At 36.3% G+C, this 20,725-nt stretch carries 19 protein-coding genes and 1 riboswitch; of the genes, 8 read left to right on the forward strand and 11 right to left on the reverse strand.

Annotated features, from left to right (window positions below):
• Positions 1 to 94: 94 nt before the first annotated feature.
• Positions 95 to 550 carry a PA2169 family four-helix-bundle protein gene (locus tag LUA86_RS09890; protein WP_231460462.1) on the reverse strand — a complete coding sequence of 152 codons (456 nt, stop codon included), beginning with the start codon at positions 548 to 550 and terminating at the stop codon, positions 95 to 97.
• Positions 551 to 761: 211 nt separating this feature from the next.
• Here LUA86_RS09890 and LUA86_RS09895 point away from each other — a divergent pair, with 211 nt between their 5' ends.
• Complete coding sequence (locus tag LUA86_RS09895) at positions 762 to 1,442, forward strand: hypothetical protein (RefSeq protein WP_231460463.1); 681 nt, start codon at positions 762 to 764, stop codon at positions 1,440 to 1,442.
• A gap of 46 nt (positions 1,443 to 1,488) precedes the next feature.
• The gene (locus LUA86_RS09900) at positions 1,489 to 1,896 is read left to right on the forward strand and encodes a hypothetical protein (protein WP_231460464.1); all 408 of its coding nucleotides are present in this window, start codon (positions 1,489 to 1,491) and stop codon (positions 1,894 to 1,896) included.
• A gap of 61 nt (positions 1,897 to 1,957) precedes the next feature.
• Here LUA86_RS09900 and LUA86_RS09905 read toward each other — a convergent pair whose 3' ends face one another.
• The gene (locus LUA86_RS09905; RefSeq protein ID WP_231460465.1) at positions 1,958 to 3,022 is read right to left on the reverse strand and encodes a branched-chain amino acid aminotransferase; all 1,065 of its coding nucleotides are present in this window, start codon (positions 3,020 to 3,022) and stop codon (positions 1,958 to 1,960) included.
• A gap of 146 nt (positions 3,023 to 3,168) precedes the next feature.
• Positions 3,169 to 4,134, reverse strand: a complete 966-nt coding sequence (locus tag LUA86_RS09910) for a tryptophan 2,3-dioxygenase family protein (protein WP_370634359.1) — start codon at positions 4,132 to 4,134, stop codon at positions 3,169 to 3,171.
• 64 nt (positions 4,135 to 4,198) lie between these two features.
• Positions 4,199 to 4,261: riboswitch (Fluoride riboswitch) on the forward strand.
• A gap of 15 nt (positions 4,262 to 4,276) precedes the next feature.
• Here LUA86_RS09910 and LUA86_RS09915 point away from each other — a divergent pair.
• Entirely contained in the window at positions 4,277 to 5,557 is a 1,281-nt protein-coding gene (locus LUA86_RS09915) for a voltage-gated chloride channel family protein (protein ID WP_231460467.1), read from the forward strand.
• 114 nt (positions 5,558 to 5,671) lie between these two features.
• Here the strand turns inward: LUA86_RS09915 and LUA86_RS09920 are convergent, their stop codons facing one another.
• Positions 5,672 to 6,973 carry an HAD-IB family phosphatase gene (locus LUA86_RS09920; protein ID WP_231460468.1) on the reverse strand — a complete coding sequence of 434 codons (1,302 nt, stop codon included), beginning with the start codon at positions 6,971 to 6,973 and terminating at the stop codon, positions 5,672 to 5,674.
• Positions 6,973 to 7,935, reverse strand: coding sequence for an NAD-dependent epimerase/dehydratase family protein (locus LUA86_RS09925; protein ID WP_231460469.1), 963 nt, complete (start codon positions 7,933 to 7,935; stop codon positions 6,973 to 6,975). The genes LUA86_RS09920 and LUA86_RS09925 overlap by 1 nt, the downstream gene beginning before the upstream one ends.
• Positions 7,936 to 8,006: 71 nt before the next feature.
• Here LUA86_RS09925 and LUA86_RS09930 point away from each other — a divergent pair, with 71 nt between their 5' ends.
• Both LUA86_RS09930 and LUA86_RS09935 read left to right on the forward strand, forming a co-directional pair.
• On the forward strand, positions 8,007 to 9,188 hold the full coding sequence (locus LUA86_RS09930; protein WP_231460470.1) for a formimidoylglutamase: 1,182 nt from the start codon (positions 8,007 to 8,009) through the stop codon (positions 9,186 to 9,188).
• 88 nt (positions 9,189 to 9,276) lie between these two features.
• Entirely contained in the window at positions 9,277 to 10,419 is a 1,143-nt protein-coding gene (locus LUA86_RS09935; RefSeq protein ID WP_231460471.1) for a TlpA disulfide reductase family protein, read from the forward strand.
• An 85-nt stretch (positions 10,420 to 10,504) separates the two neighbouring features.
• Here LUA86_RS09935 and purD read toward each other — a convergent pair whose 3' ends face one another.
• The 5 genes from purD to dcd all read right to left on the reverse strand — a co-directional run bounded on the left by purD (position 10,505) and on the right by dcd (position 17,149).
• A complete protein-coding gene (gene purD, locus LUA86_RS09940; RefSeq protein ID WP_231460472.1) occupies positions 10,505 to 11,776 on the reverse strand; it encodes a phosphoribosylamine--glycine ligase in 1,272 nt (423 codons plus the stop codon).
• Positions 11,777 to 11,914: 138 nt separating this feature from the next.
• Complete coding sequence (locus tag LUA86_RS09945; RefSeq protein WP_231460473.1) at positions 11,915 to 12,790, reverse strand: SDR family oxidoreductase; 876 nt, start codon at positions 12,788 to 12,790, stop codon at positions 11,915 to 11,917.
• Positions 12,791 to 12,922: 132 nt separating this feature from the next.
• Positions 12,923 to 13,684 (reverse strand): enoyl-CoA hydratase/isomerase family protein, encoded by a 762-nt coding sequence (locus tag LUA86_RS09950; protein ID WP_231460474.1) that lies wholly within the window; start codon positions 13,682 to 13,684, stop codon positions 12,923 to 12,925.
• A gap of 153 nt (positions 13,685 to 13,837) precedes the next feature.
• Positions 13,838 to 16,528, reverse strand: coding sequence for a TonB-dependent receptor plug domain-containing protein (locus LUA86_RS09955; protein WP_231460475.1), 2,691 nt, complete (start codon positions 16,526 to 16,528; stop codon positions 13,838 to 13,840).
• Positions 16,529 to 16,612: 84 nt separating this feature from the next.
• Entirely contained in the window at positions 16,613 to 17,149 is a 537-nt protein-coding gene (gene dcd / locus LUA86_RS09960; RefSeq protein ID WP_231460476.1) for a dCTP deaminase, read from the reverse strand.
• Positions 17,150 to 17,221: 72 nt separating this feature from the next.
• Between dcd and LUA86_RS09965 the strand changes: the two genes are divergently transcribed.
• The 3 genes from LUA86_RS09965 (at position 17,222) to LUA86_RS09975 (ending at position 19,909) form a co-directional block, all read left to right on the forward strand.
• The gene (locus LUA86_RS09965) at positions 17,222 to 17,872 is read left to right on the forward strand and encodes a 4'-phosphopantetheinyl transferase superfamily protein (protein WP_231460477.1); all 651 of its coding nucleotides are present in this window, start codon (positions 17,222 to 17,224) and stop codon (positions 17,870 to 17,872) included.
• A 15-nt stretch (positions 17,873 to 17,887) separates the two neighbouring features.
• The gene (lipB, locus tag LUA86_RS09970) at positions 17,888 to 18,616 is read left to right on the forward strand and encodes a lipoyl(octanoyl) transferase LipB (protein ID WP_231460478.1); all 729 of its coding nucleotides are present in this window, start codon (positions 17,888 to 17,890) and stop codon (positions 18,614 to 18,616) included.
• Positions 18,617 to 19,183: 567 nt separating this feature from the next.
• A complete protein-coding gene (locus tag LUA86_RS09975) occupies positions 19,184 to 19,909 on the forward strand; it encodes an SGNH/GDSL hydrolase family protein (RefSeq protein ID WP_231460479.1) in 726 nt (241 codons plus the stop codon).
• A gap of 5 nt (positions 19,910 to 19,914) precedes the next feature.
• Here LUA86_RS09975 and LUA86_RS09980 read toward each other — a convergent pair whose 3' ends face one another.
• The gene (locus LUA86_RS09980) at positions 19,915 to 20,658 is read right to left on the reverse strand and encodes an RDD family protein (protein ID WP_231460480.1); all 744 of its coding nucleotides are present in this window, start codon (positions 20,656 to 20,658) and stop codon (positions 19,915 to 19,917) included.
• Positions 20,659 to 20,725: the final 67 nt, after the last annotated feature.

Genomic DNA, 20,725 nt, shown 5'->3' on the forward strand with positions numbered 1-20,725 from the left:
TCTGTATTCAAAGTAGATTAATTTTATTTACAATAATAAATAAAACATCACAAATACCTAAATTATCATCTGGATTTTAAATGGCTTATAACGATTACCCCTCCGCATCACGCAATCCTTTAATCTTATCATGAGAAACCCTCAAAGCTGCTTTCTGCTCAGAAATTAATTCTCTGATATTGGCAGGAACACCTTCAACTTCTAAAGCCATTTTGTAAGCGTTTTGGGCTGCATCTTCACCAAATTCGCAGTTATTTAATACCGTTTTACGATCGTGGCCGGTAAATAATGCTTTAACGTCCATCCAGGCTCTGTAAATTTTTCCTGAATTTGTAGTTCCTGTTTCAATGTCTTCACCCAATACGCCAACTTCTTGCGCTAAGGCCAACTTATATTTCTGACTTTCTTCTATCATGCTTAAGAATAAAGATTTCAAATCGGCATCACCATCTTTAAGTTCTTTGCGAGCCTTTTCATATCCTTCAATTCTATCGTTATTAATTTGAACTAAATCGTTCAAAACCTCTGCTGTTAATGTTGTCGTATTCATGTTATTATTTTTTATAGTTTTGATGTATTTAAGCAACATCGCTATCCAAAAAAATGTTTGTGCTAATCTAAAAAGCTTACACCTAATGGCTATAATATTACCAGGCCGTTAAATTCTGGTCGCAGTTTTTTTACCTAATGATAAAGCAAAAAGGTTGAAATACCAGGTTTATAAATGCACCTTGCAAATAATCAAAAACGCATTTGTTAATATGAGCGAACTTATCCAGAATCCGCCAGATGGCGGAACAATTTACACCGAGACCAACCTGGCGAACTTTTTCCCTGAACCACTAAATACCATAACAAGTTGTTTCTTTTTGGCTATTGCAATTTACTTTAGCTTTAAAGTTTGGGGCAATTTTAAGAAACATAAGTTCTTATCATTTGCTTTAATTCTGCTTTACATTGGTGGTATTGGAGGCACAACGTATCACGGTTTAAGACGGTGGCCAATATTTATCATGATGGATTGGGTGCCCATAATGCTGCTATGCTTATCTGCCGGGGTTTATTTTCTGGCTAAAATTACCAGATGGTATTTTGCGTTGTTGATAGTGTTGTTATATGCAGTTTTTCAGTTTGTGTTACGCAAGCAATTTACCGGTGGCGATTTCCAGATATTTGTAAACCTAAATTATGCATTTATGGCTGCATTGGTTTTATTCCCGGTATTTGGATATTTGTTAAAAGATGAATGGAGAAACGGTAAATGGGTAGGCTTTGCATTGCTTGCATTTATATTTGCGTTAACTTTTAGAATTGCCGATAAATGGGAAATACTCGATGTTGGAACTCACTTTTTATGGCATACTTTTGGCGCCATCGCATCTTATTGCATGCTCAATTATATTTACTTGGATAATGCCAAAAAGAAATTAGCAAACAAATAAATTCCTGAAAGGAGTAAAAAATTTTATATTCGTAAAACAACACGAAATGAAAAAATTATTTGTAGCAACAGCTCTTTTAATGAGCTTAAACTTTGCAGCACAGGCGCAAAGTATTTTAAACAAAGTTGGCACCGCGGCGGTAGCGGCTTCTGGTTTTAATGTTAATGGTTTAACATCGGGCATTTTGGGTAAATTAACACCTGCATTAAATTTAACACCTGCTCAAAAACCATCCGTAACATCTATTATAAAAGATTTTCTTATACAAAAGGCTGGTATTATGGCCACTCAAAAAACAGATCCGGCAGCTTACAAAAGCAAGTTTTCAAAATTAACAAGCGGTTTAAAATCTAAATTAGGAACCGTTTTGACAGTTGCTCAACTTACAAAGTTTGCCGCTTTAAAACCAAGCGCCAACACGGCTTCTAACGTTTTATCACAGTTATTTTATTAAAAAGCAAAAAGCTCCAAATTTATAATTTGGAGCTTTTTGCTTTTGATTTATAATTATCGGATTATAATACCCAGTTCCATCCAAATTCATCAGTTGCCAATCCGTAACGGATATCATTAAGCTTTTTAGCAATGCCATTAGAAACTGTTCTGGTAGAAGAATCAGTTAACTTATAGGTTTTGCCCAAATAACCAATCTCACCAATTTGAGTTACAGTAGCGGCTGTACCAGCTGCAAAAGCTTCTGTTAAAGTACCACTCTCAATTCCATCAATAACTTCCTTTACAGAAACTCTTCGCTCTTCAACCTCCACACCAGCAGCTTTAGCTAATTTAATAATTGTATCACGAGTTACACCATCTAAAACAGTACTTCGTACCGAAGGTGTAACCAATTTACCATTGACAACAAAAATTAAGTTTGCGGTTCCTGCTTCTTCAATGTACTCATGATTAACAGAATCTGTCCATATTAACTGATCATAACCTTCTTTTTTTGCCTGTTCAAATGGATACAAAGAACGGGCATAGTTACCGGCAGTTTTCGCATAACCTACACCACCTTCATCGGCTCTGGTAAATTCGGTTTCAATTTTAACCTTTAAAGCGCTGCTGTAATATGGACCAGTTGGTGTGGTAAGCAAAGCAAATTTATAGGTATCAGAAGCTCTAACACCTAAATATGGGTCTGTTGCAAACATTACCGGACGAATATACAATGCATAATCATCTTGAGCAGGCACCCATTTTTCATCTATATTAATTAAAGCAGCTAAACCTTGCATAAAAATTTCTTCAGGGATAGATGGCATCGACATTCTGGCTGCAGATTTATTAAAACGCTCAAAGTTTTTATCAGCACGGAAAACACTAATTTTACCATCTGGCTGGCGGTAAGCTTTCAAACCTTCAAAAATTGCCTGCCCGTAATGTAAAGCAGAAATAGCCGGACTCATTTCAATTGGACCATAAGGCAAAATCTGTAAATTCTTCCACTCACCATCTTCGTAATCTGCTGTGAACATGTGGTCGGTAAAAACCTTCCCAAATGGCAGCTGAGAAAAATCTGTAACTGATAAACGGGTTTTATCTGCTTTAACTATGTTAATATCTAATGTTTCAGTCATTTTAATTTAAATTTTGGATGATTGAATTTTGAATGAATGAAGGGATTTGAATTCTGGAAATTCAATCATTTATAAGGTTCTAATTCAGTCAATATTTTTTTTGCAAGTTATAAAAAAACGAGCGATTTTAATAGTTTTTGAGCATATTAATCTTTGTTCCTAAGTGTTTTAAGCACACTAAGCACCCATCCTCTACCCCATTCATCCATCTGTTCATCAGTCCATAAAAATGGATAAAAAATTCTTTTTTGAAAACGCGGTGGCAAATATTTCTGCCAGTTTGTACCACCTGTAGCGGCAATGTCAGTTGGGTCTTTTTCTAAATATCTAACTGCTGATTTATAATGTGATAAAGGCCATTCAACGTTCACATACAAATCAAGCTTTCTTAATTCTTCGGCTAATAGACGTACATCCGCTCCTTGTGCTTCGAGTTTATGGTAAAGGGCAGAAAAGTTAGTTAAAGTTCTGTCTTTTGCCAGTTGCAAGAACTGAGCGGCGTATTTCTTTATAAACTGTTTTAAAGTAAGTGTTTGCTTGCCAGATGAAAGCTCTGTAGCGCCAAATTTCCAGTAAATATGTTCAAACTGTTCTTCTATCGAAGCTTCTTTTAACACTTCCCGTTTACTTTTATCTGTTAAACGAATAAAGTCTGTTGCACTAATTTCAATCATTCTATATTGCCCGGATTGAAATCCGCTTGCGGGTAAAAGCGACATTCTGAATTTTAGAAACTGATCTTTTTCCATGCCATCAACCATCACCTCGAAAGAAGTTGTTAACGCATTAAAATACGCATTTATCCTTTTTACTCTGGTTGTAAAGAATTCAACGGTAAGGTTTTTGTGTTCTGCAACCTGATTAAATTCATGCAAGGCAAGCTTAAAGTAAAGCTCGGTTATTTGATGATACATGATGAAAATTTCTTCATCAGGGAAAGGCGTTTTAGGACTTTGCAGACTTAATAAAGTATCCAGATGAATATAATCCCAATAGGTTAAAAAATCAGCATATAACAAACCATCCAGATATGAAGCCATATCCTGTCCCATTGCCGTATATTTTTCCTGCAACTGGTTAAGTTTATCTTTAATTTCAGGGGTAAAATCCATTGCGTAATTTGTTTCCAAACAAAGGTGATAAACATTTTGCAACAAAAGGCTAAAATTTATACTTTTGACTGATGGCGATGGGGTACCGCCAAAACCGCCAAAACAGGCTGATGACTCCTACGATTTATTTAAATTGATAAAAATGCCTGTTAAAAAATTAACGGAAGGTTTTCTTCTGTCTGTTTCCCAATTCTTTAATCAAGAAATTCGAGTTCTATTTTTAAACCTTTTTAAATGGCTTTTAATCTCTGCTATTTTAGGTACAATTGTTGGCAGCGCTTCGGCTTTATTTTTAGTGAGCTTAGAATATGTAACCGATTACCGCGAACAGCATACTCAAATCATTTATTTGCTCCCGCTTGCAGGTTTAGCAATTGGATTGTTATATCATTACTTCGGAAAAGAGGTAGTAAAAGGCAATAACCTTTTAATAGAAGAACTTCAAAGCCCTAAAAAGGTTATCCCGCTTATTATGGCGCCACTGGTGTTTGCTGGCACAATCATTACTCATTTATTTGGCGGCTCTGCCGGAAGAGAAGGTACTGCCGTTCAAATTGGAGGAGCATTTGCCGATCAGTTTACAAAGCTGTTTAAACTAAGCCCGGCTGATAGAAAAGTTATTCTACTTTGCGGCATAAGTGCCGGCTTTGCCTCTGTTTTCGGTACGCCGTTGGCCGGTGCAATTTTCGGTTTAGAAGTTTTTATCATCGGAAGTTTATTTTACAGCGCCATATTACCATCTTTTTTAACGGCGGTAATTGCCGATTATGTTTGCAAAATATGGGGCGTTGGCCATACCCATTATCATGTAGATTTTGTACCTCAACTAAATGCTTTAAATTTAATTTATACCCTATGTGGCGGAGTACTTTTTGGTTTAGCCGCCCGCCTATTTTCATCTTTAAATCATGGCTTTAGTACGCTTTTTTCCAAGATAAAATATCCGCCGCTAAGGCCTGTTATTGGAGGCATAATTCTGGTGATTATAATTTTTGCTACTGATGCTTTCAAATACATTGGTTTAGGAATTCCGGCGATAGTTGAATCATTCCAGATACGACAGCCTTACTATGCCTTTGCGGTAAAGATATTTCTTACAGCATTAACTTTGGGTGCAGGTTTTAAAGGCGGAGAAGTAACGCCATTGTTTTTTATTGGCGCCACACTCGGTAGTTTTTTAAGCATTTTTATCCCATTACCTGTTGCATTATTAGCAGGAATGGGTTTTGTGGCTGTATTCTCTGGCGCTGCTAATACACCATTAGCCTGTATGATTATGGGTGTAGAGCTATTTGGCAGCACAAGCGGGATTTATATCGCGATAGCTTGTGTTGCTGCGTACTTATTTTCTGGTCACAACGGCATTTACAGTGCTCAAAAGATTGGGAGTTCTAAATTCTACTTACCTAAAAATATTTTATAGTTTTTTATCTTTCTATGAGGATACAAATTATGAGTTATATTAATTTAATTCAGTCTGCAAGGACACAGACTGAGGGATATAAGATACATACCGAGGTCTAAAATTTAAGACGACCTAATATAAAACCCTGAATTTTATAGTATGCTCAATCTTTTTCAGCGCTTTAAATAACTGCTTATCGTATTCGGTGTTAATATCTGTGATGGCATAACCTATTTCAGTGTTTGTCATTAAAAATTGTCCAACAATGTTGATGTTATGTTTAGCAAAAACGGTATTAATTTGTGCCATAATACCCGGAACATTTTTGTGAATATGAATTAAGCGATGTGATTTATCGATTTTAGGCAATTGCAAATTAGGATAGTTTGAGCTTAAATATGTTGCACCACTATTCATAAAATCAATCATCCTTTTAGGTATAAAATCGAAATTACGCGGGTTTGCTTTTGGGTCATCAAATATTACAATGCCCATTTTGGTACAAAGTTCTGCATCAACTTTGTTTTTTGAATTACCCAGATAACCGATGGTTTTCAGTTTCACTGCATTTTTTAATTGTGTTTTATCAATTTTCTCGCCATCTGCCAGCAAAATTACACCAACATCTTTAACATATTTTTCTTCAAAACTTGCTTTATGTCTGATGGATAAGCCATCATTTTTTAATAATGCGATGCTTTTTGGATCAACATCACCTACAACTAAACATAAAATTCGATTCTTAGGGTACGATATCGCCCTTGGCAAATCATTCACATATAAAAATTCATCGAAACTTGGTGTAATGTGATCGGCTTTTGCCACAATACTTTCACGTGCAATATTTTCTGTAAAGGCGAAAAACTTATTTATTAAGCCACTTTCTCTTAATTGGAAATCAGAATAACCATCGCCAATGCCAAAGAGTTCGCCTTCTAACTTAAGATGTTGAAGCAGTTTAACCTTTCCTCCTTCTTCACTTAAAGGATTGGCATGGTCGTAATCTATAATTTTGCCATCGCCTGTGGTTACAAAAGTATTGGCGTAAATATTTTCCTTTTTTATATGATACTGACTAACAACCGGCGTTATAAACTCTTTAAATCCGCCAGAAACTATTAAAACCTCATCAGCATGTTTCTTAAAAAATTCAGCATTTCGAGAAAAAGAAGTAGAAACCTTTTTCTTTAGATGTTTAATCAGCTGTTTTAAATGTTCTTCATCGGCCTCTAACAATTTTACCCTTTGAGCCAGGCTTTCTGAAAAAGATAATTTTCCTTCCATTGCCAGATTGGTATAATCCTCAATTTTTTGAAAAATTGATTCTTTTTGAGGGTGTTTCTTTAGTGAAATTCTGGCTAATTCATCTAAGGCTTCAACTTGCGTAAAAGTGCTATCAAAATCAATAATGTAGTAGGCTTTTTGTTTAGGCATTATTTTAAGTGTTGGATAATTTCTGCAATGCTATTTAAAAGTGGCTTAAATTGTATGCCGATTTGGTTAACGATTTTATCATTTGAATAGTAGCTTAAAGTAACGCTGCTACGTGCTGTATCTTTTGTTATTGAGGGTTGAGTTCTGCTAAAAACCGAGAAAAATTTGAGCGCTCTCCAGGCTATACCCAACATCCAGGGTTTGGCTTCTTTAGTTGGCGCTTTAACATTAAAACCATTTGCAATAGCCCTAAATAAATCTTTGTAATGGATGTTTTCTGAGGAAACAATGTAACGTTCTGCAGTAATTTCACTATCCATTAGTGCAATCATAGATTTTACTACATCATCTACATCTACAAAACCAGATGCGCCATTTGTGTAAAACGGAAAGCCACCTTTTACCAATTTAAATATTGCGCCACTGCCTTCAAAACCAGCGTTTTTACCAATAATTACCGATGGATTAACGATTACAGCATCTAAACCTTCGGTTATGCCACGCCAAACCTCCATTTCGGCTTCATATTTCGAAAGCCCGTATGCATCAGCTTTTGCATCATATTCCCGAAAATCCTTTTCTGTAATTTGTTTTCCCTTTTTAGGCTCGCCTAATGCAGCAATAGAACTTACATGAAGCAACCGGCAATTATTATCCACACAAAGATTTACAATGTTTGATGTGCCTTCGATATTTACATGAAAAAGCTGCTTTTTATGGCTCGAATCTAAAGAAACAAAAGCTGCACAATGAAAAACTTTTGTAATGCCCACAAAAACATCCTCAAGCGATGATGGTTCATTTATATCACCATCAACCCATTCTATTAATTTAATGTCTTTTAATAAGGATGGAATTTTAGAAGTTTCTCTCTTCAACGCCCGAACGGCTAAACCATTATCAGTAAGCTGTTTTATTAATTCAGATCCTAAAAATCCCGTTCCGCCGGTTACGAGTATCATTATATTTTTTGGGGCTATTGGTGAAAATACGCTTTCAAAAATAGATATTTGAGGCGATAGTTTTTAAATATATGTCATTAACCGATTTCTTTTCTCCCTTAAATATTGATCAGTTTACACCAAAACAAGGTTTTCTTACCAGTCAGCTGGGATTAAAGGCCGAATTTTATACTGAATCATTTCCAGATTTGGAGGAAAACAAATTTGATATTGCTGTTTTTGGTGTGCTAGACGGACGAAATGCAGTGAATAATGAAGGTTGTGGTATTGCTCCGGATTATTTCAGAGAAAAATTTTACAAGTTAAACGAGGGCGCATTTGAAAGCAGAATCGTTGATTTAGGAAATATCAGGCCAGGTGCTTCTGTTGCCGACACATATATTGCTGTAAAAATGGCGGTTTCTGAGTTGATCAAAAACAATATTATTCCGGTAATTATTGGCGGCGGCCAAGACCTTACCTATGCACAATATTTGGGCTACGAAGATTTGGAGCAGAAAGTTGATTTAGTAGTGGTAGATAATCAATTTGATATTGATGGACACGAAAGTGAAGGCATTGAAACCCGTTCTGATTGCTATTTAAACAAAATATTCTTACACCAACCTAACTATCTTTTCAATTTCAGCAACCTAGGTTATCAAACCTATTTTGTAAATCAAGAGAGCTTAAATGTTATGGATAAGCTTTATTTTGATGCTCACCGTGTAGGCGAATTTGCACAGGATATAACACTCACAGAACCAATTATCCGCAATGCGAATATGGTAAGTTTTGATATTGGCGCCATACGTTCTGCGGATGCTGCTGCCAATGCAAATACCACACCCAACGGATTTGACGGGGAAGAGGCATGCAGAATTGCCCGATATGCAGGCATGAATGATAAGTTAACCTCTATCGGTTTTTATGAATTTAATCCGGCTTACGATAATAACGGACAGACGGCGTTTTTACTTGCGCAAATGGTTTGGTATTTTGTAGATGGTTTCTACGCCCGTAAAAAAGACTTTCCATTAACACCAAAATCTCAGTTTATCATTTACAGAACGAGCTTAAAAGACGGTTCGGGAGAGATGACATTTGTGAAAAGCAAAAAATCTGACAGGTGGTGGATGCAGGTACCTTATCCTGCGCAGCAATCGAAAAATGAACGATATCATTTGGTTCCTTGTCGCTATGATGACTATCAAACCGCTGTTAACGGAGAAATGCCCGATTTGTGGTGGCGCACTTATCAAAAGCTTGCATAATTTTACAAAACTTTTAATTTGTTAAGCTTACATTTTTATACATTTGATTTTTAGAGTTTAAATCCCTCACAACCAATAAAATAAACCAATGAAAAAAATAATTTTAGCGGCTATGGCAATTTTGCCTTTGGCTGCAATGGCTCAAAAGCCTTTTACAATTAAAGGTGATGCCAAAGCATTAAAAACCGGCAACAAGATTTATCTGATTTACAACGAAAATAGTCAGCGTAAAACAGATTCGGCAACGGTAAGCAACGGTAAATTTGAGTTTAAAGGAACCGTTACCGATCCATTATCAGCAAATCTATTCAGCAAAGTAAATCCTTACGTTAAAGGTGCAAATACAAAAAATTTAGATTTCGCTAATTTATATTTAGAGCCAGGAGTTATTACTGTAAGTTCGGTAGATTCGATAAAATCAATGACCGTTAGTGGTACACCTGCAAATAATGACAACGCTAAACTAAAAGCTAATTTAAAACCTATTGCAGAGCGGATAAGCGCAATTGATGCAGAATATGAAAAACTTTCTGCAGAGCAAAAAAAGGATAATGCGATTGTTGGTGCTTTAAGAGAAAAATATTCGAAGATTTCAGAGGAAATGACTCCGGTATATTTAAACTTCGCGAAAAGTAACCCAAAATCATACGTTAGCTTAATGACGCTTAGTCAACTTTCTGGCGACCCGGATGCGCAAGCCCAGGTTGAATTGGCTTACGCAGGTTTAAGTCCGGAACTAAAAGCAACCAAAATTGGTACAACTTTAGCAAAAACTTTAGAAGCAACCAAAAAAACCGCTGTTGGTGTTATGGCTATGGATTTTACACAAAATGATGTGGATGGAAAACCGGTAAAATTATCAGATTTTAAAGGCAAATATGTTTTGGTTGATTTCTGGGCATCATGGTGTGGCCCTTGCCGTCAAGAAAACCCTAATGTTGTGCTTGCCTACAATAAATTTAAAGACAAGGGTTTTACCGTTTTAGGTGTATCATTGGATAGACCAGGCGCTAAAGATGCTTGGGTTAAAGCCATTGCAGATGATAAATTAACCTGGACACATGTTTCAGATTTAAAATATTGGGAAAATGAAGTTGCTGTAATGTATGGCATACGTTCTATTCCTGCTAACTTTTTAATAGACCCAACCGGAAAAATTATCGCTAAAGGTTTAAGAGAAGAAGCTTTACAAAGTAAATTACAAGAACTTTTAGGAAGTAAAACGAAATAAGTTCTTTTAAACGAAGAAGCCACAGATTAACAGATTTCAATTGAAGAAAATCTGTTAATCTGTGGCTTTTATATTTTACTGATTTTTAAATTAAATCGAAACCGATATCTTCTCTAAAATATTTACCATCAAAATAAATTCTGCCGGCATCGGCCGTTGCAGATTGAAGCGCAGTAAATAAATCTTTTTGCAAGCTTGTAATTGCAATTACTCGTCCGCCATTTGTTTTAACAACATCGTTATCTAACAATGTTCCGGCGTGGAAAGCATTAGAGTGACGAAGATTTTCAATTCCTGAAATCGCTTTTCCTTTCAAATATTCGCCAGGGTAACCACCTGCAACAATCATAACCGTTGCCGCCGTTTCTTCGCTAATTTCCAACTTAACCCGGTTTAAAGTTTTATTGGCAGTTGCCATGAAAAGCTCAACCAAGTCATTTTTTATCCTTGGGATAACACTTTCCGTTTCCGGATCACCCATACGGGCATTGTATTCGATAACGTAAGGTTCATCGCCAACTTTTATCAAGCCAAAGAAAATAAAGCCTGTATAATCGATGTTATCTTTCTTTAAGCCATTTACAGTTGGTTTAATAATTCTTTCTTCAATTTTATTTAGAAATTCTGCAGATGCAAAAGGTACCGGAGATACCGAACCCATTCCGCCAGTATTTAAACCTGTATCGGCCTGACCGATGCGTTTATAATCTTTAGCCTCTGGCAGTGTTATGTAATTTTCGCCATCCGTTAAAACGAAAACTGAAAGTTCTATTCCGCTTAAAAATTCCTCGATTACAACTGTTGCTCCGGCAGCGCCAAATTTGCCACCAAGCATTAGTTTCAATTCCTCCTGGGCCTCGATAGTTTCAGTACAAATTAAAACGCCTTTACCCGCAGCTAAACCATCAGCTTTTAAAACAACTGGTAAAGCATGGTTTTGCAGATAGGCTAAACCGTCTTCCAAAGTATCTGGAGTAAATGAACGCGATGTAGCGGTTGGAATACCGTGTCTCTCCATAAATTGCTTAGAAAAATCTTTACTACCTTCTAAAATTGCGCCTTCTTTTTTTGGTCCGATAATTGGCACATGTGCAATAGTTGAATCGGCTAAAAAGAAATCATGAATACCATTTACCAGGGGTTCTTCAGGCCCAACCACAACCATATCAATTTGCTCTTTTAAAACAATTTTTTTGATTGAATCGAAATCGTTAACGCTGATGTTGATATTAGTACCATAAGCACCAGTACCGCCATTACCCGGTGCAATTATTAGTTTATCACAGTGTGATGACTGGCTCATTTTCCAGGCGAATGCGCTTTCTCTGCCACCTGAACCTAATAGTAAGATATTCATATTGGCAAAGATAATAAATGAGGGATGGAAAATGGTAGATGGATGATGGAAAATATGATAAAATTATGGATGATGCATAGATGCAAGCGTATAATGGGCAAGCATTTCATTATCCATTTTCCATAATTACATTTTACATCATTTAGCGCTTCGTGTCATTTGTTCTAACATATCCCACATTTCATTTGGGATAGCTTCGAGTCCATTCATTTGACCAGCGCCTTGCAGCCATTCGCCACCATCTATGGTAACAACCTCACCATTAATATAACCAGAGAAATCGCTTACTAAAAATGCAGCTAGGTTTGCAAGTTCCTGATGCTCGCCCACTCTTTTAAGTGGCACACGGTTTTTAAAATCGAATTTCTTCGCCAAATCTCCCGGAAGCAACCTTTCCCAGGCGCCTTTTGTTGGGAAAGGACCAGGTGCAATTGCATTTGTCCGGATGCCGTATTTGCCCCATTCTACCGCTAAAGAACGGGTTAATGCTAAAACTCCACCTTTTGCACATGCCGAAGGCACAACATAAGCTGAACCCGTAAAAGCATAAGTTGTAACGATATTTAAAACTGTAGCAGTTTGTTTTTCTTTAATCCAATGTTTACCAAAAGTTAAAGTACAATTAACCGTTCCCTTTAATACGATATCGATTATTGAAGAAAATGCATTGGCCGATAATCGCTCGGTTGGAGATATAAAATTACCCGCAGCATTATTTAAAAGGATATCCACCTTGCCAAATTTTTCTATCGTTTTAGCAAGCACATTTTCAACCTGCTCAATTTCCCGAACATCACATGCTACAGCTAAAACTTTACCTCCCGTTTTTTCCTCCATCTCATCAGCAGCCTTTTGCAAAACATCTTGCTTACGACTTGTAATGACCAGATTAGCACCAAGTTTGAGGAAATAAACGCCCATCGCTTTTCCTAAACCTGTTCCACCTCCGGTAATTACTATTGTTTTACCTTTTAAGGCATCATCGCGTAACATTGGTTGATTAAAATTTAACATATATCTGGTTGTTTACTGGTTGATTGTTTAACTGTTGAACTGAATAATTGTTCAATGGGTTAGTTATTGAACTGACTAAGCGGTTAATTGCTGAACTGGTAATTGAACAATTGTTAATTTATGAATACATAACTATTTCCTTTGCAGGTTTTCTAAAATGGTTTTTAGAATATGCCTGGTAGATGGAGCCCACCATTGTGCTAATATTTTCTGTAAAGTTTCAGATTGCTCACCGCTTACTGCAGCGATTAAATCCGTTCGGATATTTAACTTGCTTTGCGACCAGGTGTTGCTTTCAAGCTCCATAAATTTCTTTATTTTGCGTTCTGCAGCGGTTAATAAACTTTCGTTTTTTACCACCTCATCAACCAAACCCATCTTTAAAGCTTCTTCCGGATTATATAATTTACCGGTTAACAAACTTCTTGAAGCTTCTGCAGTACCAATCCAAAATGAGTATAATTGGAAGATGCTATTAGGCACAATAATTCCAACCGGAACTTCATTTAAACCAATAATAAACTGGCCTTCAGCCATTACTCTATAATCGCAAGCTAAAGCCATAACGCAGCCGCCTGCAGGGCTGTGGCCACTAATTGCCGCTACAATTGGCTTTTTAAACCCAACCAGGTTTGCTGTAAATTTGAAAAATAGTTCGAAGAAAGTTTTTGCCTCCTCCTCGTTATAGCCGTAAAGCTCTACCAGATCTAATCCTGCTGAAAAGAAAGGGGCTTTACCTGTTAAAATAACACCACCAATGTTATCATCTTTCGATATATTATCCAGCATATCGTTAAGCTCGGTAACCAACTCCCTGTTCATGGCATTTGACTTGCCTCTATCTAAAGTAATGGTGGCCAGGCGATCTTTTACGCTAACTTTAATCGTGTTCATAGTATTGGTATTAGTGTTGAATGTTAAGCAAAATAATAAATTTGAATTAGTATGCATGCATACTAATTCAAATTTATTATTTTTTAGCTAGTTAATATCAAAAATGGGAAATCCATTTTAAGATAATACTCTCCAATAGAGTATTTGATATTGCTATTTTACATCAAATGTTGATACCGACCTGGCAAAATGGCCTTCAGCATCAATGCCTTCTATAACCATGCGGTAAGTTCCGGGTTCATCTGCATTATAAAAACTGAATGATGCTTTACCTTCCTTATCGCTCACCACCTGCGGATTCCAGTAAATTGTGCTCCTGTAATCAGCTCTTGTGCTATTTGTTGCATCGTCATATTTAGGAGCATAAAACTCTCTGGAAATAGAAAAGCCTTTTTGATTTACTGTTACTACACCTGGTGCATATACACTTGCTAAATTATCACTTCCACCACGTTTTGTAGTCACAATTAATACGCCACCAGCGCCTCTGCTTCCATAAATAGCTGTATTAGCAGGCGTTCTCAACACTTCAATCGTTTCAACGTCATTAGCATTAAGAATATCTAAAAAATCAGGCTCTACATTCATACCATCAACCACTACAGCCATAGGTGTATTTTGACTTCTTGTTGAATAAGGGATGCCGTTTCGCCAAATTACAAATGGAATTCTTCCGTTTAAACATTGCGAAAGCATAACACAAGCCGATAAATCTTTTGCAGTTATGATAAAGTCTGCACGACCAGCGCCATTTAAATTAGCAGAGTTTTTTGCTGGATTTCGCTGCTCCGTTACCGTAACTTCGTTTAGTTTTATAGTTCTTTCCAGCAACCCTAACCTGGTCATTTCATTAAAGTAATTATCACTTTCTTTAATATATTTCATCAAAGTATTGTTAACATTTACATCAATTTCGGCACCATTTTTACTTTTGGTAATGATTTGATTGGGTACGGCATCAAGTTTAATTTCTACAAACTTTCTATCTGTTTTCGTTCTGGCTTGCACCACAAACCTTACACTATCGTTAAATTCTAAATTATCAAAGCTAAATTTACCTTCGGCATTTGTAATTGTATCTTGGATAAATAAGCCACCTTTTGTAGCCATTATCATTACTTTTCCATTCGGAACAGGCTTGCCTCCTTTTGTAACCGTACCACTAATTGAAGTTGATTGTTCAGCTTTGTAAGTTAATGCCGGACCAACATTGTTGATTACGTTTCTCCACAAAAACCTTCTCCAGCCATGCGTTAAGAGCAAATCATCTAAGTTTTTTGAAGTTGTAACATCATCCTTTAAAAAGTAATAATTTGGCTTTTCTACAAAACCTGCCAAATCCGAAGTAAGCAATAGATTTGCGAAAATGTTACTTTCATTATTTTCATCAGGAGCAACTTTGTTGGTATTGGTAACTGCTACAGAAAAACTGCCGATTAAAGGTTGCTGTTTATTAGAGGCATTAAAACTAATTGTTGATTTGCCTCTCTTTAAGTTAGAAACCTCAGCTGAATTTACTTTTAAATCAATTATATCGCCTCTATTTTTATTAAAGATTAATCGTTCTGCAATAGGCGTATTATCATTTGAAAACAAAGTAAACTGTATTATACCAGCCGGCAATTTGCTTTTAGAAATTGTAGCTGTTAATAACTGTTTATCTACTTTAGCTTTTGAAACATAGTAAATATTACCACCTTGTTGTGCCACAATCTTCAATTCATCACCATTAATCCTGTCGGCGCTGGTCATAATTTTTACAGTAACCTTTCCTGTATCTAAATTATTTACAGATAAAGCATTGCCACTCTTTAGCGCTAAAGGCAATTTAAAATCTTTTTGAGAACCATCTTTAAAGGTAACTTTTGCAGTATAGGCTTTGTTTGGCTGCATGTTTAAAACGAAACTTCCCATACCTAAATGTGTAGTGGCCAGGCTCATTACTTCAAAGCCGGTGTCATCAACAATTTTTGCTTTAATATCTTCGCCCAAGCCAGCAGAGTTTATGGCTTTAATCGCAATTTTTTGTGGCAGCTCTTCAACCATTGCGCCACCTTCAGGTAAAAATTGTACATCTACATCATTACTTGTTGAAGTAATTGGGATAGACTTAACAATCTTTTGCTTATTATCTAAAGTAATGGTGGCAACAATTTTTCCTTTTTTATTTAGAAAAGATTGATTGTTGGTAAAACTTACGCTTGCTTCTCCAGCGTCGTTTGTTGTGGCTTTGCCTTTAGCAACTGTTCTATAATCCAGTTGCACCTCGTAATTTACCTCATTATTTTTATAAGGCGTTCCGTCTTTATCTTCAAACTTTATCGTTGCGTTTACCTTATCTGCGCTATTCTCTTTACTAAATGTATACTGCGTAAAAGTGAAAACCTTATTCGCCCAACCATTACCAATTTTAATATTCTTATCGAAGAAAAAATCTGTTCCGAAATTGCGCATGTAGTTGGTATAGGCTCTGATTCGATAATTACCTTCGCCAAGCGAATCTATAAGTTTTAAATCGCCCCAGGTAATACCGCCAATTATGGGCAACTTAATCAGTCGTTTTAAAGAATCTTTTTCATTAATCAGTTCTACATATAAAATTTTACTGATTTGAGATGGCTCGAGGGTTTTGGTATTAACGGTGTAGGCTTTAAACCATATATCATCGCCTATGGCATAATAAGGTTTATCTAAATGCAGGTATACTTTTTCCTGAGGATACTTGGCAGAATAATCCTCTAGCTTTTTAAGCAATTGCGTAAAAGGATCATCATCCAATTTAAATGCTGCGAAACCTAAAAGCACAACAAAAAAACCGAGCAGGAGCGAGATTTTGATTTTCATCTGGCGTAGTTTATAAATAAAATATGCCTCAAGGTACAAAACCTGAGGCATATAATTATGAATTTTACATGAAAATAGAAAGCGCTAAAAGTTATTCTTCCACATCATACTTTCTACCGGTTTAGTTGTTTTATTGCTATATTTTGCATTGCCTTTATTGTTGTACATCGTTTCTACATCGCCTTCTACAACAAAGTAAATTAATTGCCCAATAGGCATACCTGCATAAACTTTTACAGGTTGCGCAACAGAAATTTCTAATGTCCAGGTATTGCAAAAACCAACATCGCCTTTACCTGCTGTAGCATGAATGTCGATACCTAATCTTCCGGTGCTGCTTTTACCTTCTAAAAATGGCACATGGCTATGCGTTTCTGTATACTCTAAAGTTACACCTAAATACAAGGTACCCGGATGCAGAATAAAACCATCCTTCGGAATTTCGAAATGCTCTATTTCATTATGTTTTTTGGCATCTAATACCCGGTTTTTATACGTTGCCAAATATTTTCCAAGGTGTACATCGTACGAATTGGTACCTAAGCAACTGCGATCGAAAGGCTCAATTATTATCGTTCCCTTTTCAATTTCTTCTAAAATCCTTTTATCAGATAATATCATTTTTATGCGTATTTTTGGCCTAAATTATCATTTATTTAAGATAATTTTGCATGTTAAATTTCAATTTTATAAATGCCAATAGTTTATAATAAAAATATCGATGAACATTCTGTTCTGGCCATCTGGAAAATTGAGGAAACGGAAGCGCAACTCTTAGCCGGGTTACAATTAAAACAGCACGAACTTGATATCATTTCATCTTTAAACAATGGAAAACGATTGCTGCATTGGTTAAGCACCCGCTTGCTACTTCGTACCTTACTAAATACTGCAGAGTACATAGATTGTAAATTTGATGAAGATGGAAAGCCTTATCTGGTAAACTTCGATTACAAAATTTCTTTAAGCCACTCTTACGATTATGCGGCTGTTATGATTAGCAAAGATTATGCGGTAGGCGTAGATATTGAGCTGATAAAACATAAAATAAAAAGCATTAAGCATAAGTTTTTAAACGATATTGAGCTTGCCCAAAGGCAAATTGGCGATAATACCGAAGGACTTTACGTATGTTGGTGTGCAAAGGAAGCCATTTACAAGTGGCACGGCAAAAAAGGACTTGAATTTAAAGCACATATACACATCAAACCGTTTAAGTTAAAAAGTGCAGGCAGTTTAAATGCGCTTGTAGAATTACCAACCGGCACCCGCGAATTAACCGTAAACTATTTTAAAACGGCAGATGGATATATGGTTGGCTATGTACAAGCTGCGCAAAACTAATCCGTTAAAAGAAAAATGAAAGAGGCAAGCGAGCAAAATAATACGGATAAGTTAGTTTTAACACAATTTTTAGATTGGGGATTAACAGATTACCAGCAAGCCTGGGATAAACAGGAAGATTTGTTAAATAAAACTGTTGCCATTAAAAGCGAAAACCGCGTTAATGGTACAAATTTACCAACTCCAAACTATCTTATCTTTAACGAGCATCCGCATGTTTACACACTGGGCAAAAGCGGGCATCCGGAAAACTTGCTTTTAGATGAGCAAGGACTTAAAGATAAGCAAGCCACTTACTACAAAATAAATCGCGGTGGCGATATTACTTACCATGGTCCGGGCCAAATTGTTGGCTACCCGATTTTAGATTTAGATAATTTCTTTACCGATATTCATTTATACCTCCGAACGCTTGAAGAAGCGGTAATTTTGACACTAAAAGATTATGGTATTGCAAGTGGCCGATACGATGGCTACACCGGCGTTTGGCTAGATGCCGATAATGAAAAAGCCCGCAAAATTTGCGCAATGGGCGTTCGTTGCAGCAGATGGGTTACCATGCATGGCTTTGCTTTTAATGTTAACGTAGATTTAGATTATTTTAAAAACATAGTTCCTTGCGGTATTGATGATAAAGCCGTTACATCTTTAGCCCATGAGCTGGGCTACAAACCCGATATTGAAGACGTAAAGAAGAAACTAAAAAATCATATTGCTGCACTCTTTAAAATGAAACTGATTTAATTTTCTACGTTTTTTATTTTGAAAATGTAAGGTTCTGTTCATTTGGCGGCTTACAGCCCTGCTATCGCCTATAGTCCTCGCTCGTGCCTCGCTCCGGGCTATTTGGCTCTATCAGGTTTAAGAACAAAGTTTTCCGCCTAAAGCCCGCATAATGCCAAATATTCATTGCCGTTGGTTTCAACAAACGGATTAATAGATGAAAGCCATAAAGAATTTTTCGATTCGGTTTTGGGTTAGTTTGTACATGCTTTAAAAATAGCCCCGACATAAGCGGAAATACTTTAATTGCAGTAACCTTGAAATTATTGGGTCTCCAAACAATGAAATAGCTGCTTCGTGCCGCAGCAACACAGAAGTTGTTTAAAGATTGCAGCATTGGCGGGACAGAACCCAACCAAAGAATCACAGACATTGCGCTTCTAATTAAAAAAAGAATAACATCTTTATTTTAAGAAGAGAAATTTTTATAAAAGAAAGAAAAGGTTTCGATGAGCAGTTTGCGCTATCAACGTTCGAAATCACAGAATAACTTAAAACCACATAAGCTCCTTTTCCGTAAATTGCCTTATGAAAATTTTATTAAGCGTCATTTTATTTTCTTTTCTATCTTCGGGATGCACTAAAGTAAAAACGATGCCTGCAAAAAATTCGACCGACAATTCATTAGTAACCAAAAATACTACAGGCGTATTTACCTACCTGGCCTTGGGCGATTCTTATACCATTGGCGAGGCAGTACAACAAAATGATTCTTTCCCCTATCAGCTAAAAAATTTATTAGTTAAAAACGGTTTTACGGTTGAAAACCCAAAAATAGTTGCCAAAACCGGCTGGACAACTGATGAACTTCAAGGCGCAATAGCACAAGCAAAAATTTCTCAAAAATTCGACTTCGTTACGCTACTTATTGGTGTAAACAACCAATACCGAAGTTATAGTTTAGAAACCTATAAAAAAGAATTTCGTGAGCTGTTGGAAACCGCTATTGGTTTTGCCGGTGGAAAAAAAGCAAGGGTTTTTGTAGTTTCAATTCCGGATTGGGGTGTAACTCCTTTTGCCAAAAGCGGCTTTAAATCTGCAGATGCTATTGCAAAAGAAATTGACGCTTTTAACAGCGCTGCTGAAAAAATAACTAATGATACTGGCGTAAGTTTTACCAATATTACGCCTGGCTCACGGATGGCTGCAAACGATTTAACACTTGTTGCAAGCGATGGCTTACACCCAAGTGGCAAAATGTACAGCAATTGGGCATCTGCACTCGAGCCGAAAATATCTAGCGTGCTTAAATAAATCCACTAAACATTCATGTTTGCGGTAACATGTTTATAATCCTTCATAACGGTTTCTAAAAACTGTAATTCATTCATCCCGGCAGGAAGATTTACAGCCATGTGGTTTTTAATCTTCGCAGACATGGCATAAATTAAATCCGGATTTCCAGTGGTGTAATAACCCGTCAACACCTCATAAACAAGTTCTGCATCTCTATCGTTTAAATGCAAAACCTCTTTAAAAGTTGGCTGGTAATCTTCAGGCAGCGAAAAGCTAAAAGCAACATTATCAATTTTTGTTCTTGGTACGGTTTTAATCAGTGTTGTTTTCGCTAGTTTATCTCCAATACGCTGGTGTTTTTCGGTTACCGCCACCGAAATTAGTGCAACAACACCCCAACCAAACCACACACCAAAATCAACAATTCTGAAAATCCATCGCATTAAATATTGTCCAAAAGTTGGTTGGCCGCCATCAAGGCTAATGACTTTTATCTTCATAATTTTCTTTCCGAAGCTTTGCCCGTTCATCATCATTTCGCAAACCAAATCGTAAAAAATAAAAATAACCGCAAATAAAATTATTAATACGATAGAAACATTACCAGAGGTGCTAAATTGAGCGGCTACCATTAAAATTAAAACCACAATATATAAAACAGCAAAACCAGCAAGATCTATTAATCTGGCGGCAATGCGCTCGCCTAATCCAGCAATTTCATATTCAATATCAACGTTTTGAGCAGTGCTAATTATAATGGATTCCATGTCTCAAACATAATTTTTTTTATGGATAGATAGTAGTTTAACAAACGTAATTTTTTCATCTGTAAAA

The sequence above is a fragment of the Pedobacter sp. Leaf132 genome, assembly GCF_920984695.1.
Taxonomy (GTDB): domain Bacteria; phylum Bacteroidota; class Bacteroidia; order Sphingobacteriales; family Sphingobacteriaceae; genus Pedobacter.